The 15207-nt window shown below is 64.3% G+C and carries 12 protein-coding genes; 4 read left to right on the top strand and 8 right to left on the bottom strand.

Annotation, left to right across the window (positions count from 1 at the left end):
- Positions 1 to 47: 47 nt before the first annotated feature.
- The gene (locus tag FJ951_RS19685) at positions 48 to 1706 is read right to left on the bottom strand and encodes a tlde1 domain-containing protein (RefSeq protein ID WP_140516854.1); all 1659 of its coding nucleotides are present in this window, start codon (positions 1704 to 1706) and stop codon (positions 48 to 50) included.
- Positions 1707 to 2324: 618 nt separating this feature from the next.
- The gene (locus FJ951_RS19680) at positions 2325 to 3581 is read right to left on the bottom strand and encodes a hypothetical protein (protein ID WP_140516852.1); all 1257 of its coding nucleotides are present in this window, start codon (positions 3579 to 3581) and stop codon (positions 2325 to 2327) included.
- Positions 3582 to 3724: 143 nt separating this feature from the next.
- Between FJ951_RS19680 and FJ951_RS19675 the strand changes: the two genes are divergently transcribed.
- The gene (locus tag FJ951_RS19675; RefSeq protein ID WP_140516850.1) at positions 3725 to 4753 is read left to right on the top strand and encodes a CapA family protein; all 1029 of its coding nucleotides are present in this window, start codon (positions 3725 to 3727) and stop codon (positions 4751 to 4753) included.
- Positions 4754 to 4935: 182 nt separating this feature from the next.
- Entirely contained in the window at positions 4936 to 5886 is a 951-nt protein-coding gene (locus FJ951_RS19670; protein ID WP_181172259.1) for a DUF3137 domain-containing protein, read from the top strand.
- A gap of 16 nt (positions 5887 to 5902) precedes the next feature.
- On the opposite strand, the gene FJ951_RS19665 is transcribed toward FJ951_RS19670, so the two are convergent.
- From FJ951_RS19665 to FJ951_RS19655, 3 genes are all read right to left on the bottom strand, one after another.
- Positions 5903 to 6397, bottom strand: a complete 495-nt coding sequence (locus FJ951_RS19665) for a DUF2314 domain-containing protein (RefSeq protein WP_140495986.1) — start codon at positions 6395 to 6397, stop codon at positions 5903 to 5905.
- 151 nt (positions 6398 to 6548) lie between these two features.
- The gene (locus FJ951_RS19660) at positions 6549 to 7064 is read right to left on the bottom strand and encodes a hypothetical protein (RefSeq protein ID WP_140495985.1); all 516 of its coding nucleotides are present in this window, start codon (positions 7062 to 7064) and stop codon (positions 6549 to 6551) included.
- A 208-nt stretch (positions 7065 to 7272) separates the two neighbouring features.
- Positions 7273 to 8403 carry a hypothetical protein gene (locus FJ951_RS19655; protein ID WP_140516848.1) on the bottom strand — a complete coding sequence of 377 codons (1131 nt, stop codon included), beginning with the start codon at positions 8401 to 8403 and terminating at the stop codon, positions 7273 to 7275.
- A 797-nt stretch (positions 8404 to 9200) separates the two neighbouring features.
- Here FJ951_RS19655 and FJ951_RS19650 point away from each other — a divergent pair.
- Positions 9201 to 10139: a diacylglycerol kinase family protein gene (locus FJ951_RS19650; protein ID WP_140516846.1), complete on the top strand. Its 939-nt coding sequence runs from the start codon at positions 9201 to 9203 to the stop codon at positions 10137 to 10139.
- 90 nt (positions 10140 to 10229) lie between these two features.
- Here the strand turns inward: FJ951_RS19650 and FJ951_RS19645 are convergent, their stop codons facing one another.
- The 3 genes from FJ951_RS19645 to FJ951_RS19635 are packed head-to-tail and all read right to left on the bottom strand — an operon-like array spanning position 10230 to position 13971.
- A complete protein-coding gene (locus FJ951_RS19645; protein ID WP_140516844.1) occupies positions 10230 to 11147 on the bottom strand; it encodes an NAD(P)-dependent oxidoreductase in 918 nt (305 codons plus the stop codon).
- Entirely contained in the window at positions 11144 to 12358 is a 1215-nt protein-coding gene (locus tag FJ951_RS19640) for a mandelate racemase/muconate lactonizing enzyme family protein (RefSeq protein WP_140516842.1), read from the bottom strand. Before FJ951_RS19640 ends, FJ951_RS19645 begins: the two co-directional genes overlap by 4 nt.
- Positions 12355 to 13971 carry a GMC family oxidoreductase N-terminal domain-containing protein gene (locus tag FJ951_RS19635; protein WP_140516840.1) on the bottom strand — a complete coding sequence of 539 codons (1617 nt, stop codon included), beginning with the start codon at positions 13969 to 13971 and terminating at the stop codon, positions 12355 to 12357. Before FJ951_RS19635 ends, FJ951_RS19640 begins: the two co-directional genes overlap by 4 nt.
- 206 nt (positions 13972 to 14177) lie before the next feature.
- Between FJ951_RS19635 and FJ951_RS19630 the strand changes: the two genes are divergently transcribed.
- Complete coding sequence (locus tag FJ951_RS19630) at positions 14178 to 15119, top strand: phosphoribosylaminoimidazolesuccinocarboxamide synthase (RefSeq protein WP_140516838.1); 942 nt, start codon at positions 14178 to 14180, stop codon at positions 15117 to 15119.
- Positions 15120 to 15207 lie beyond the last annotated feature (88 nt).

Below are 15207 nucleotides of genomic sequence, written 5' to 3'. Positions count from 1 at the left end.
GAGGCTGTCAGGAGGAGGCAAGTGCCGGTGATGCCTGCCGATTGCGGTCAGGCGCCGCGTGCGTTGTCCGCCACGCGTGTCGGCGATCCGTTCAGGCGCGGCACCACGACGAGGCGCTTGATTTTGCCCTTCTTGAAGGCGGCTAGGAAGCGCGCATAGTCCTTGAAGGCGACGCAGCCACTGGACTGTGCGTAGCGGCCCCGAAGCAGGTAGGTGTGGGCCAGCAGGCCGTCACGATTGTATTTATTGCGGCCATCGACGGGTGTCAGACGCAAAGCCTCGACACCATGAAAGCGCGACTCGCGCAGCGACAGATTGTAGGTGTTGGGCGGTGTCGGTCCGCGGTTCTTCTGATCGGCATAGCGCGGCTGGTCCGCCATGGCGCCGATGCCCGAATGCGCTTCGAGCCTCGAACCGTCGGGCATGTAGACGGTCTTGGCGCTGATGTCATAGATGGCGACACCGCTGCCGGCTCCGCTCCTGGAGCCGCCCGGCGCATTGAACAGGTTCCTGAACGCCTGGCCGAGGCCGCCCGAAGGCGTGTCTGGCTTTGCATAGGCCAACGCGTCGCCGCCATCCGCCGGCCGGCCCTGCCGGGCCGGCTTTGCCGGCTGGGCTTGCTGGATCGGCTTTGCCGGCTGGGCTTGCTGGACCGGCTTTGTCTGAGGTGCCGGCTTCTGCTGCACGACCTTGGGCTGTTGAGCCGGCTTTTCCTGCTCCACGGACTTCAACGGCTCCGGCGCGTCGAATTGCGGCCGACGGGTCGGCAGCGGCACGTCATCGGTGAGCGCGTCGGGCAAGGCCGCGGCATCGCCCGGCTGTTCCTGCTGGGTTTCGACAGGCGAAACCGCGACATCGGCCGAAGAGTCCGTCATCGGCAATGGCGAGGCGAATGCCTCGTCCTCGACAGGCAGCGAGCGGGCAAGCGCCAGGGCCAGTTGCGAATTGTCCGGCGTGCCGGCATCCGGCTGGGCAAAATGCATCGGCTGCGGCGCTGTCTGGACAACCACCGAGCCGGTGTCGATCCGGGCGAAGCGCTCCGCCGCGGGTGCCGGCAAGTCTTCAGACAGGCTGGCGACGAGCTTGGCGCCCGGCACCAGCGATGCCTCGGCGACCTGTGGAGCGGAGGTCGAGATGATAGGACGGGCGGGTGCGCCGGCCGTGGCCACGGGCTTGGCCGCGTTGGCGAAGGCGGCGGCGAGCTTGCTTGGCGAGAGAGATGCTTCCATGCGCTCGAAGCGCTCCTGCGAGGTCGTCTTGGCGACCGGGACCGGGTGTGCCGTGGACGCGGCCACGAGGCGCGCCGACTTTTCCGCTCGAGGAGCGAGCGCGGCCAGCCTGAAGCATCCGGAGCCGCATTGCACGGCGTGGTTCTGCAGCGCCTGCGTGCCGCCATCGGCGTTGGCCAGTGCGAATGGCGCAGCGGGCATCAGAAAATGCTGTTTCAGCGGATCGGCAAGAGCGAGCGAGCCCGGCATGGCCAGCCTCTGCGGCAGGACGCTCGACGTCGACGACAGCGAAGCGCCGACGGAGCTCAGACCAGCCATTGTCCCGACCAGCCACAGGCCAACGGCAGCGCTGACGCCGGGCACGGCGACCCAGCGGACGATCCGCTTAGAGTTGAAGGATGAGGCACGTGACGCGTTGTCGGCAGCTTCGCCGTCCCAACGCCTGTCCCCGACAATTTTCTTACTCAAGAACGCCATTCAACCAATCTTGCTCCAATCGGCTCCCACGTCCGCGGCTGTGATAGCCGCGACGACCATTCTGTGAGTGATCCCAGGTGGTCCCCGACGCGTTTGCCGCGCCTGTCTTTGGTTGCCGATTGCTTCAAAATATGGACAAAGTTGGTTAACCAATCCCTCTCAAAACCAACCGAGAGACGTGGACTTTGTGCCAAAAAAGGCTCGTCCACGACCATGAACGCGGTATTGCAGCCCTTCCAAGAGTATTTTGCTGCCTGCTTTTAACGGCCGAGTCAAGCAAAACAGCTCTCGCTAATTGAAGCGAATGGCCGTTTCAGCGGGGCCGCGACGGTGGCGCGTGTCAGTCCGTACTCCCGAGAAGGCCCAGCGCGTCGCCCCAAAACTGCTACCCGCCCGCAGCAGATAACCGGCCCGTACCCCGGTTTCGCGGCGACCATTGATCGGCCACCGTGTTGGCGCGGCGGTTCGCGCCGGAGGAGGCGGAAGCGGTGCTGTACCAGGGCGCGATTTTCTAGGGTTTGCAATGGAGCTTCTACCTCCCCCTTGTGGGAAGGTCGGAGCGCAGGTCCGGGTGGGGGGCTGGCGCCGACCGCCCAGGAACGCAGCCCTGTTAGGCCGTCAATTGAACCACAGCGCAAACGTCAGGAAACCACCGCCGCCGAATTCGCTCTGGATCTGGTCGAAATCGTCGCTGGTCAGGATTGTGCCGCTTTCGAGATACGGCGCGATGGCCGGGCCGGTGATCGACAGCACCAGGTCGAACGGTTTCGGCTCGTCGAAGAAGCGCTTCATATTAATGCCCTTGCCGGTGATGCGGAAATGCGGCAGCAGCACGCGGCCTTGGAGCAGGTCCTCGGCCATGGTCAAGGTGGCGAGCCAGGCCGCGACCTGCTGCTCTCCGACTTCGAGGCCGGTGAGCGGGTTTTCGCCCTTCTGTTGCGGTCCCGGCAGCCATTCGCGGTCATTGTCGGTCTCGGCGCGGATCGCCTTCCAGTCCTCGCGCGACAGCCGGATCATCTCCAGCAGGTGACGGCGCGCCGCCTGCCGCCGCTCGGGCTCGACCACCGGCCAGTTGACGAGATGTACCAGCGAGATGAAATCGGCGATGCGCCATTCCGAGGAGAAGATGCTGCTGCCCATGTCGCCAGCCGGCGGAACGAGGATGTCCTGCAACGGCAGTTTTGCGCGCGGGAAGAGCATATGGAAAGAACCGTCGAACGTGCTCCTGAAATCATGTGCCAGCCAGAAATCGGCCTGCGCCATCAGGAACTCGGCATAGCCCTGCAGCCAGTAGCCGTCGGCGCGGTCGAAGCGGAAGGTGAGCGCAGGCGCGGCATCGTCGGGCGCCACGCCGCCACGCGACAGCGAGGCCATGATGGCGGCCATGCTCTCATCCGGCGCGATCGTGCCGTCCTCGTCGAGGTCGATGCCGACCTGGGTGAGGTCGATGACAATGCCGATACCGGCATCGGCCGGCACCGACCCCAGCGTCGCGGCGGATTTTTCCAACCGGTTGCGGAAGGCGACCAATATGGCGCGGAACTGTTCGTAGGTCAGCGGTTCGGGGTTCGGATTTTCCGGCACAGGCAGCCGCATCAGCGGCAGCATGAAGGATCGCGGGCTCTCGAAGCCATGGCGGTGCAGGCCGCTGGCCAGCAATTCCAGCGCGGTAAAGAATTCGCCGGCGCCGGCGGCATAGGCGGATGCCGGGTCGGTGGATGCCGCTGCCTCCAGCGTCGAGAGCGCCGTGTCGCGCGCGACCACGGTTTTGGCCTCGAACAGAGCGGCCGCGGTTTCGGGCATGGCGGCCTGCGCCGAAGACATCGGCAGAACCAGAGCAAGTGCCAATGCCAGCAGACTTGCCAGTAGTGTCATTTTCCCCCTCCCATGCGCGTCGTGCCGGCAATCATACACGCATTTGCAATGCCGCGTCTGCCGGGCGCTGATGCATGATTGCCATTGGCTGGCTTCAACGCGCCCGGCAGACGGTCTACACAGGGCAAACGATTGGACATCGCGTGTCGAACTATCCGCTCTCCTACAAACTGTCGTGGCTGCCGCGATTCCTGAAACCGTCGCTGTCCGGTGGTGTGCAAGGCTTCGCGCCCGTGGCCGGAACGATGGTGGATCGGGCGCCGAAACGGACGGTGCGGCTCGCCTTCGTCGGCGACATTTCGGCGGTGGCCAACCGCAGCGCGCCCGACTGTGATCCGGTGATCAAAACGCTGCTTGGCGCGGCCGACCTGGTGATCGGCAATTGCGAAAGCCCGATCGTGGACAAGCCAAGCGCCGTGCTCGGCACCAGGCTCGGCACCCATCACGCGATGAGCGAGCGCTTTCTCGGCGACGCGTTGGCGGCAGTCGGCATCTCGCGTGAAAGACTGGTGCTGTCGCTGGCCAACAACCATGTGCTCGACCAGGGCGTCGCCGGTTTCGATGAGACCGTGGCGGCGCTGAAGCGGCTCGGTATCGGCACTATTGGCCTCGCCGGCAACGGCCCGGTACAGCCTGTCGAAGTCGGACCGCTGACTGTCGGGTTCGCCGCCTTCACGTTGTGGCGCAATGCGGGCGAGGACCTGTTCGCCGGCCGCGTTTCGATGGAAAGCGATATTGCCCGCCGACGAGGTGACGGGTTCGATCTCCTCTGCGCCGTGCCGCATTGGGATTGGGAGTTCCGCCACTTTCCGCGCGCCGAAACGCGGAGACTGGCGAGGCGCCTGGCAGGGCAGGGCGTCGGGCTGATCGTCGGCCACCACGCCCATGTCGTGCAGCCGGTGGAGCGGATCGGCAATACGATCGTCGCCTATGGACTTGGCGATTTCCTCGGCACCGCCCTTGTCCGCCAGCCTTGGCCGGGACGCATTGGCGGGATCCTTGTCGCCGATATCAGCGCCGATGCGGAAACGCGGGGGTCTGTCGTTTCCTACCGAATGCATCCGTTTGTGCGGCTGCGCGCCGGGGATCATGAGCGGCTGGCGCCGGTGGAGGGATTGGAGGGCCGCATGCGTGACAAGGTGGAGAGGCGGTTGAGCGCGGTCTTTCCGTAACCACAGGTGGTGGACATCGGCCAAGATCGCCATGTCGGCGCTTTTCCAAGCGCTGATGATTGGCGAAATGAGGGGCGGCGCAAGCATCTGTTGAAGAGGCGCTACAGTCGATACTTCAGACAAAACCGGCTATCATGAACCGGTCCAGGCAAGCGGGGGTGGCGGTGGAAACAGCGGATTTCATGCCTGGCGACGCCGTGGTTGCCGGCATCCGGAAAAACATCGAGGCTTATGAAGCGGCGCGGGCCTCCGTGGTGCGGCAGGTACGCTGGCGGGTGCCGCTGTTCGTCGGTTTGGTGCTGGCGACAGTGGTGCTGATCGCCTGGCTGTTCAACAAGGTCGCCGATCCCAACGAGCAATGGTTCTCGACGCCGCATGTGTTCCTCTATGTCGTCGGTTTCGCAGCTTCGATCCTGCTTTATTTCCAGGCGATGAAGCCGGCGACGCGGCTGCAGCAATCATTTCGCAAAACACTGCTGCCCATCATCTTCGGCTTCATCCGCGACGTGCGCTACGCGCATGGCGGGCGGCCAAATTCCTTCGACCGGCTGCCGCGCGAGGCGGTCGGGCCGTTCAACCGGCAGTCGTTCGACGATGTCGTTTCCGGCCGCTACGAAGAGTTTTCGTTCGAGCTCTACGAAGCGGAACTGCGGGAAGCGACAGGCAAGGGCTCATCGACGGCTTTCAAAGGCGTGATCGTCGCCTTCGAAGCCATCGAACCGTTGCCGGGAATCCTGGTGGCGACGCGGCGGACCAATGCCGTCGTCGGCTTCTTCCGTGGCATGTTCGCCAGCAAGATGCAGGAACTGTCATCCGGCGTGCCGGAACTCGATGCCGCCTATGAGTTCCGCACCGACAATGCCGAGGCGGCGCAGCCATTGGTGAGCGGCCGGTTGGCGCAAGCGCTGAAATGGCTGGGCGAAACCTGGCCGGAGGAACCGGCGCGCGTGGCCCTCAACGGCAGCGACGGTTTTCTGCTCCTGCCGCAGGCGAAGAATTTCTTCGAATTGCCCGCCATTTCGGTGCCACTGGACTACCAGACCCATGTCGCGCCGATGATATCGGATATGGGCGCGATGCTGGCGACGGCAGCGCTGGTGCGCAAGATCGGCGCCAGGGACGAAGCGGCTTGATCAGCCGGCGTTCCCGTCAGCAATCGAAGCCGTACTTTTCGCGCATGTTGTCCGCCTCTTCTTTCGACATTCGCTTGAACATCACGCAGATCGTGAAGCTGCCGACCTGATGGCCGTCCCGCGTATATCCCCAGTCGGAAATGTCGTCCCTGGTGAATTCTATGTTTTGGCCGAGCACGACGTTGTGCACTGCCTCCGGCTCATTGGCCAATATGCCGACAAACCCTGTCCCGGCACGGCGGAACGGTATGACCCAGAAGTGCTCGGTGACATGCCCATCCCGCACCTTGACCTTCAACTTGAACCTACCTGTGCCGGAGGGAGGCATTTCGGACAGTGCCAGGAATTCATCGAGGCCGGCGAGCGCCTGCGCGGTCGCCGCCGCCATGTCGGGATCGCCCGGAGCGAAGATGATCCCCTTGTCGTCACCCGGATCCACGCCTTGCGCGCCGACCGATCCCGGAGCAAGCGCCAGCATCAAGGCTGCCGCAGTTCGAACCGCTGGTTTCATGGAAGGCCCCCCTTCATCGTTGCGGTCGACACAATGCTGCATCCCCATCCGGTTTGCAACCTTTGCGCGAGTCTTGTCTCTTCAGGTCCAAGGTGGCGGCGACCGTTGATGACAGACCGGGATGGTGACGCCGGTGAAGAAAGTTTCGTCCCTACAGCTTGCTCGGCACCAGGCCAGCCAGCCAGTTGGCTGACCGCTTGGCCATGTCGGCGGTCGCCGATACAGCGCGGCCAAGATCGGTCTTGACGACGGCATAGCCGTTTTTCGTACGATAGAGCACGCCGGTGCCGCCATCGACCACCTGTTCATAGGCGACCGGCCGCGCGGCCGCCGCTTCCATCGCCGTCGTCGGCGAGCCGACCGGGACCGTCGGCCTGTGGCTCAGCTCGGGCGGCAGCGTCGGTTCAACGGCGCGGCTGGCGGGCCTCAGCTCCGGGCGCGAAGCGGTCGCGGCCAGTTGCGAGGAGGACGCGGAACCTTTCGCGCGGCAGATGCCAGAGACGAGCGGATAGTTGAAATTGCGCTCGTGCAGCATCTGGCTCTTCATCGCCGCTTCGCACTCGGCGATGGTCGACCACTTGGCCGGCGTCTCGCCGATATATTCGCAAAGCTTGGCGTCGCAGTCGCAGCCGACGATGGTCATGGCGACAAGGGCGGTCTTGATCACGGTCTCGTCCCCTCGATGTGCCCCTCGGCAGCCCATTCAGGTGCATGTCGCTGTCCAAACCGGTCCCTGAGCGGAGCCCGCGGGCACGCTTTGGGCGACATGCGACAGTCCATCGCGCGCGAACAAGGCGGGATTTGGCCGCGATTGTGAAATGAGCGTGGCGGGGCGCTCGACACGGCCGTTCTCCGCGCAGCGTGGCCGAAAGGCCTCAGTAGTCGTAGACGTGCTCCAGCCTGGCGCCTGACTTGATCAGCGCCGGCAATACCAGATGCAGCCTGGGTACGGCTACGACCATGCCGGTGCGGCGTGTCGATGGATCGGCCGGCAGCGGATAGCTGAACAGGATGCGCATGCCTTCGGGGACGGCGATCGAATCCGTGGAGAGCACGGTGATCATGATCTCGTCGTTGCCGCCGATCTCGACGAATGAGACGCCCTTGTCGATCAGGCGCGGAATCATGTCGGTGAACATCTGGTAGCGCTTGGTGACGAAAACGGTGCCGTCGGGGCCGTAGTCGCGTTCGAGCAAGGTGTCGGCTTCGTTGCGCGTCGCTTCGCCGACCGGTCCCTTGGCCCAGACGTGGATGTCGAGCAAGGCCGGATCGGACGTTGCCGCGAGTGCCTGCCTGATCAGGCTGGCATAGAACTGCTTGATCGTGTCGGCGAGGCCGAAGGCAAGCTTTCGTTCGCTGGAGCGCACGGCGCTGTCGCCCGGCGCCGGCTGGACCGCGAAAAGCCCGGCGCGCTTCTCGGCATAGGGAAACTGGTACCACGGCCCCTGGTCGAGGAAGGCGGCGTATTCGGCCGCCAACTTGCCCTGGTAGATGTCAGTCGCCGTGCGCCTGCCCGCAATCGCCTCGGTGATGCGGCCGACCGTGTTTTCATAAGCCCATTGCACGGCATGCTCGATCGTGTGGCTGGTGCCGATGACGACCGGCATCTGGTGGTTGGCGTAGTTGAACTTGTAGGCGGAGCTGGCGCGGATCACCATGGCGTAGTCCTGCCAGAAGCGGCCGACATAGGCGAAATAGGGAAAGCCGCTCGGCTGGTCCTTGGCGACGAAGCCGGCATATTCGCGCGCGGCATAGACGATGGCCCATTCCGGGTAGGTGAGGAAGGTCGATTCCTCAGGTCGCTGGTAGCCGGGGATTTCGGCGCGCACCCTGGCGGCGAGCGCCGGCTGCGGTGCACCTTCGGCGATACCCGGCAACGGTGTCTTGTCCAGCGACGGCGTCGTCAGGAAACCGTAGGCCAGCCCGGCGATCGGGATCAAGACAATGATGACGATCAGCCAGAGGATCGTCCTGATGATACGCTTCATGAAGCGAAACAGGACCATGGCCGGTCAGGCCATGGCGGCGGCAAGCTTCTGGATCAATGTCATGAAATATCCCCCTTCAGCGAACCCGCCAGCAAACGCAAACGGACTCTGACAGGGCGATACTAACCGATTTTGGCGCGCGGTGAAGCGGCGCCCGCAACTTCGCCGGGAAGGCGCTTGAGCGGGAAGCAAAAAGACAGTCGGCGCCGGGATTTCTCCCAGCGCCTCCCTGTCAGACCAGGACACGGTCACGGCAGCAACTCCCCTAAAGTCGTCGCACCAAGCCGGCCTTGATTTTGACGGTCCTGCCAGTCGCCGCCCGAAGGCCGCGCCCGTTCCAGACCACGCCGGTCTGCACCCTTGCGGGCTTTGCCCTGCGGCCATCGAAGGTTTTTGCCGTCCTTCATGGCAGCATCGGTCCGCCGTCGGCGTTGGCACGCTTTCCGCGGCCCCGTAGGTCTCGGCTTCCGTCCCTCGAAGCAGGCGAGCCTGCTCTCGCTTCGGGCCGTACGGGCCTCAGGAAATCCGCCTTTCACTTTCGCCTTTCGGCTGGGCGATCGGTAGCCGCCTGAGATGGGTTGAACTTACGCCGGCCAAGGGTGCTGGGGAATGCCCGCGGGCCTGTGGATAGCGGGATTATCGGGGACCATTGCCAGATGCCTCGGAATTTCACGCTCCAAGGCCTTACACAGCCTGCCCTGCTTTTTTCGGCACGCGAACCGAGAGCGCCTATTGCTCCGCCAACGGGCGCGGGCTTCAATGCCGGCAAAGGGTCGGGCAGTGCGTGCCTGGCGCCTTGCGGGGAGGGATGCGCATTGAAGGTCGGGGTGGTGCTCAATCCGATTGCCGGCGGCGGCTGGCTGAAACGGCACTGGTCGGAGGTCGCCGCTTCGTTGAAAACTCACTTCGGCGATTTCGAACTGCGCGAAACGCAGGCCGAAGGCGATGCCGAAAGGCTGGCGCTCGACCTCGCGGCAAACGGGTTCGACCTGGTGATCGCGGCCGGTGGCGACGGCACGGCCAGCGAGGTGGCCGACGGCCTGTTGCAGGCGTCCAAGGAAAACGGCCGCGCGCCCGAACTCGGTCTGCTGCCGTGCGGCACGGGTATCGATTTCGCGCGCGGGCTCGGCCTGCCGAAGGAGGTGGACGCGACGCTGAAGCGGATCGCCGGGGCCAAGGGCAGGGCGGTCGATGCAGGGCGCATCTGCTATATCGACGACCATGGCGCGCTGGCCAGCCGGCACTTCGTCAACATTGCGAGCCTGGGGCTCTCGGGCACTACCGATCGCGCCGTCAACGCCGACAAGCGCAAGGGCAAGGTTGCGGCCAAGATGTTGTTCCTGTGTCGCACCGTGGTCGAATTCGCCCGCTACCGGTTCCAGGATGTAACGATTTCAGTCGATGACGGCGCGCCGGTCGAGGCGCGCATGGCGCTGGTCGCGGTGGCCAATGGCAAATTCTTCGGCGGCGGCATGATGATCGCGCCGGACGCCGAACTGACCGACGGCCAATTCGACATCGTCATCCTGCGCGCGGCCAGCAAGCTGAAGCTGATCTGGGATATCCGCCTGCTCTATGGCGGCAGGCATCGCAACCATCCGGCCATCACCATCCTGCGCGGCAAGAAAGTGGTTGTCGAACCGCTCGGCGACGTGGAAAAGAACGGCGCGCTGGTCGACATCGACGGCGAGTCGCCCGGGCGCATACCAGCGACCTTCGAGATCCTGCCCGGCGCTCTGACGCTCAGATATTGAATCAAGACGTTGCGGCTTTGATTCAGGTCGCTCCGGTCCTGATTCCAGATGAGCGCTCAACCTTTTGAAACCGCTTCAAGTTTCCCGGATTCAGATTTCCAGTTTGGACGGAAAACCGGGCGCGCGCAGGTCGGCGCCGACAGCGTCCTCGAGCAATTTGACGATCTGGGTCGACCAGGCGCCGCCGCCGTAAGCCGCCTTGCCCTGCTCGAAAATCGCATTGACGCGCGATGCCAGTTCCACCGGCACACCGAAATCCCGACCCAGGCCGAGCGCGAAGCCGAGGTCCTTCAGCGCCAGGTCCATGGTGAAGCCGATGTCGTAGGAGCCGTTCAGGATGAGTTGGCTTTCGGTTTCGTGGACGAAGCTGTTGCCGGAGGAGGCAACGATGGCGTGATAGGCTTGGGCGAGGTCGAGCCCGCCTTGCCTGGCCAGCATCAGCGCCTCACCGGCGGCGACGAGATGGATGAAGGCCAGCATGTTGGTGATGACCTTGATCACCGCCGCCGAGCCGATCGGGCCCATCAGGAACGACTTCGCGCACATCGCATCGATGGCAGGGCGATGACGCTCGTAGAGGGCGGCATCGCCACCGACCAGCGCGGTGATTTTCCCGGCCGCCGCCAAATGCACGCCGCCGGTAACCGGGCATTCCAAGGTCTCGATTGCGCTGGCCGAGGCAAGGCCCGCGAGGCGCACGATCTCGTCGCGGCCGTTGGTCGACATCTCGATCCAGGTGCCGCCGGCGGGCAGGCCCTTGAGCAATCCATCAGGACCGGCGAGAACCGCCTCGCTGGCCTTCGGCGACGGCAGGCAAGTTATGGCATTGCCCGCCCGCTCAGCCGCCTCGGCGGGGCTGCCGGCAGCAATAGCGCCGAGCGCCACGAGGCGCTGGACGGCGGTGGGCTCCCGGTCGAACACGGTGACGGCAAAACCGTTGCGCACCAGGCTGGCGGCAAGTTTGCCGCCGAGATGGCCAAGGCCGATGAAGGCGTAGCGTTCGCTCACGGCACCAGCGGCGTTTGCATCATCTGCAAATGCAGGTCCTTGCCGGTGTAGGGGTGAGCGTCGCAGACGTCTTCGTTGAGTTCGACGCCGAGGCCAGGTTCCTTCGACGGGATGACGTTGCCGTCCTGCCACTCGATCTTCTTCTTGAGCAACGTCGCGTGGAAACCGTCCCACTGCTTCAGCGATTCCAGGATCAGGAAGTTGGGCAGCGTCACCGCCAGCTGGATGTTGGCGGCGCCGACGATCGGTCCGCAATAACAATGCGGTGCGATCTGGATGTGGTAGGCCTCGGCCATGGCGGCGATCTTCTTGGTTTCGAGAATGCCGCCGGAGCGGCCGAGGTCCGGCTGCAATATGGTCGCGGCGCGGTTCTCGATGACGCGGGCGAATTCGAACTTGGTCGTCAGCCGTTCGCCGGTGGCGATCGGGATGGAAGTCGCGCGGGCGACCTGCGCCATGACTTCGGGCATATCGGGCGGCACCGGCTCCTCGAACCACAAGGGGTCATAGGGCTCGATGGCACGGGCAAGGCGCAGGGCGCCGGAGGCGGTGAACTGGCCGTGCGTGCCGAACAATATGTCGGCACGCGTGCCGACCGCCTCGCGGATCGCCTTGATCATGCGGGTCGAGACGTCGATGTCGAGCAGGCGCGGCTGGTGGCCGTCAAAGGCGGTGTAGGGACCGGCCGGGTCGAGCTTGACGGCATTGAAGCCCTGCTCGACATATTCGAGCGCGCAGGCCGCCGCCATTTCGGGGTCGTTGTAGACATTCCTGCCGTCCGGGGCGTCCTCGGAATGGACGCTGCCGGTATGCGGATAGAGATAGGTGTAGGAGCGCAGCGTCTCGTGCACCTGGCCGCCGAGCAGCTTGTAGACGGGTTTGTCCGCTTCCTTGCCAATAATGTCCCAGCAGGCCATTTCCAGCGCCGAGAAGCAGCCCATGCCGGACACGTCGGGCCGCTGCGTGAAGCCGGAGGAATAGGCGCGGCGAAAGAAATTCTCGATGTCGTGCGGATCGCGGCCGACGAGATAGCGCTCGGCCATGTCCTCGACCATCCCGGCCGTGACATGGGCGGAGAAGGTGGCGTTGTAGGCCTCGCCGTAACCCACCACACCGCCATCGGTGGTAAGCTTGACGAAGATGAAATACTTGCCGCCGATGCCGGGCGGCGGATTGCCGACAACCCAGGTCTTGACGTCGGTGATCTTCATTCTTGGTCCTCCAGAACCAGTTCGGCGCCTTTCCATCCGGTCAGTATCGAGGCGGCGTTGGTGTTGCCGGTTATGTTGTCGGGAAAGATCGAGGCGTCGATCACGCGCAAGCCTTCTAGCCCATGTACCTTGAGCCGCGGATCGACCACGGCGCGCGCGGGATCGGGTCCCATGCGGCAGGTCGAAACCGGATGATAGACGGTGCCGGAGCGTTTCCTGAAATCCGTGATCAGGTCGGCGTCCGAAGTGATTGATGGGCCTGGCAAAACCTCCTCCGCGATGATCTCGGCCATAGCCGGCATCGAGGCGATCTTGCGCACGAATTTCACCGCCGCCAGCATCTCCTCGACATCGGCATTGGTCGAATAGGCGTTGGCGGCGATCTTGGGATGGTCCAACGGATTGCTGGAGCGGATCATGATCTCGCCGCGGCTCGACGGGCGGCAGTTGGACAAGCCGATGGAGAAGCCAGGCCAAGGGTCCGGCGTCAGGATCGGGCGCTCGCCACTCTTCGGGATGACGGTCGAAAACGCCTGGAAATAGAGCTGCATGTTGGGGCGCGAAAAGGCCGGGTCGGTGCGGAAGAAGCCACCGCCGTGGTTCATCGACAGCGACAGCGGGCCGGAACGCGTCAGGATGTACTGCATGCCGACCATGAGCTTGCCCCACCAGGGACGCAGGATCTGGTTCAGCGTCGGCAACCTGCCCTTGAAGGTGTAGTTGATGCCGACATGGTCCTGCAGATTGGCGCCGACATTCTCGTTGGCGTGAATGACCGGGATGCCCAGCCCGTGGAGCAGCGCCGCCGGACCGACGCCGGAGAGTTGCAGAAGCTGCGGCGAGTTGATCGAGCCGGCGGACAGGATGATTTCGCGGCCGGCGCGGGCCGTCTTCGTCTGGCCCTTCTGCAGATATTCGATGCCGACCGCACGCTTGCCTTCGAAAAGGATGCGGCTTGCCAGCGCGTTGGTCTCGACACGGACGTTTGCGCGCTTCATCGCCGGGCGCAGGAAGGCGCGCGCGGCCGACATGCGGCGGCCGTTGCGGGTCGAGATCTGGTAGACGCCGACGCCTTCCTGGGCAGCGCCATTGAAATCGGAGTTGAACGGCAGTCCGGCCTGCTGGCCGGCGGCGAGGTAGCGCCTCGTCAGCGGGTGGACGGCATCAGACGTATCGCTGATGTGCAGCGAGCCACCTCTGCCACGCCATCTGTCGGCCCCGGCTTCATTGTCCTCCAGCGCCTTGAAGGCCGGCAGCAGGTCGTCATAGCCCCAGCCGGGATTGCCCGCGTCGCGCCAGTCGTCGAAATCCTCGCGCGCGCCGCGGATCCACACCATGGCGTTGATCGAGCTGGACCCGCCAAGCAACTTGCCGCGCGGCCAGTGGTCGACATTGCCGCCAAGACCGGGATCCGGCTCGGTCTTGTAGTTCCAGTTGACCGTGGGATCGAAGAAGGTCTTGCCGTAGCCGAGCGGCATCTGCACGTAGAAGCGGCGGTCGCTGCCGCCGGCTTCGAGCACAAGCACCGAAAAGCGGCCCGAGGCCGACAATTTATCGGCGAGCACCGAACCGGCCGAGCCGGAGCCGACGATGATGAAGTCGTAGGTCTGCATGATGGGTATGGCCGGCTCCGGAAATCTGGCCGCAGCCTAGACGGGGCGGGCTTGCCGCGTCGCTGGGCCTTCCGGCATGCGTTGTGAAAAAAGCGACCGCGATGCCGGATCCAGTTGCGGGGAACCCTTAACAATCCCGCTTGATACGCATGGGGTCGACAGCTTATGCGAGGACATCGGCCAATCTGCGCAAGGCAGGAGATCCCATGCGCGTCCTGTCGGATGCTTTCATTCCCGAACTGCCGGGTCACTACAAGGGCAAGGTCCGCGAGAATTACGACCTCCCGGACGGGAGGCGCATCATCATCGCCACAGACCGCCTCAGCGCCTTCGACACCATCCTGACCTCGATCCCGTTCAAGGGCGAGGTCCTGACGCAGACGGCGCGGTACTGGTTCGAGGAAACCGCCGATATCTGCCCGAACCATGTTCTCGAATATCCCGACCCGAATGTCGTCGTCGGCACCAGGCTCGACATCCTGCCGGTCGAGATCGTCGTGCGCGGCTATCTGGCGGGCACCACCAGCACCTCGATCCTGACCCGCTATCGTCGCGGCGAACGGGACATGTATGGCATGCGGCTGCCGGACGGCCTGCGCGACAATGAAAAGCTGGCCGAACCGATCATCACGCCGACCAGCAAGGCCGCGCATGGCGGCCATGACGAGCCGCTGTCCAAGGCCGAGATCATCGAACAGGGCCTGCTCACCCAGGCGCAGTGGGACACCGTCTCGGGCTACGCCTTGAACCTGTTCGCCCGCGGCCAGGCGCGCGCCGCCGAACGGGGCCTGATCCTCGCCGACACGAAATACGAATTCGGCATCGACCAAAACAGGACGATCATCCTGGCCGACGAAATCCACACGCCCGACAGCAGCCGGTACTGGATCGCCGGGAGTTACGAACAGGCCCTGGCGAACGGCACTCGGCCGGAAAGTTTCGACAAGGATTTCATCCGATCGTGGGTGACGGCGCGCTGCGATCCCTACAGGGAGCCTATTCCGGAAATCCCGGATGAGATCGTCGAACAGGCCTCCAAAGTCTATGCGCAGGCTTACGAGGCCATCACCGGCAAGACGTTCGTCCCCGACGTTTCCGGGCATACTGTTCTGGATCGCATTCGAGCGAACCTCGAGCGCTATTTCTAGAAGGCCGCGAGCCCTTGCGGGGGGATTCGAAATGAAGGTCCGAGCCGTGGATCGCGATCGTCTCGCGTTGACGCGTTGGCGCCTTGAC

Source organism: Mesorhizobium sp. B2-2-3, assembly GCF_006442405.1.
Lineage (GTDB): Bacteria > Pseudomonadota > Alphaproteobacteria > Rhizobiales > Rhizobiaceae > Mesorhizobium.
The sequence above is the reverse complement of the archived record's forward strand: the minus strand, read 5'-3'. Positions and strand labels throughout refer to the sequence as shown.

What these genes read in the sequence shown, in the direction of transcription:
- FJ951_RS19685 (WP_140516854.1), bottom strand. Translation starts at nt 1,706, where the DNA reads ATGGCGTTCTTGAGTAAGAAAATTGTCGGGGACAGGCGTTGGGACGGC.
- FJ951_RS19680 (WP_140516852.1), bottom strand. Translation starts at nt 3,581, where the DNA reads ATGACACTACTGGCAAGTCTGCTGGCATTGGCACTTGCTCTGGTTCTG.
- FJ951_RS19670 (WP_181172259.1), top strand. Translation starts at nt 4,936, where the DNA reads ATGCCTGGCGACGCCGTGGTTGCCGGCATCCGGAAAAACATCGAGGCT.
- FJ951_RS19665 (WP_140495986.1), bottom strand. Translation starts at nt 6,397, where the DNA reads ATGAAACCAGCGGTTCGAACTGCGGCAGCCTTGATGCTGGCGCTTGCT.
- FJ951_RS19655 (WP_140516848.1), bottom strand. Translation starts at nt 8,403, where the DNA reads ATGGTCCTGTTTCGCTTCATGAAGCGTATCATCAGGACGATCCTCTGG.
- FJ951_RS19640 (WP_140516842.1), bottom strand. Translation starts at nt 12,358, where the DNA reads ATGAAGATCACCGACGTCAAGACCTGGGTTGTCGGCAATCCGCCGCCC.
- FJ951_RS19635 (WP_140516840.1), bottom strand. Translation starts at nt 13,971, where the DNA reads ATGCAGACCTACGACTTCATCATCGTCGGCTCCGGCTCGGCCGGTTCG.
- FJ951_RS19630 (WP_140516838.1), top strand. Translation starts at nt 14,178, where the DNA reads ATGCGCGTCCTGTCGGATGCTTTCATTCCCGAACTGCCGGGTCACTAC.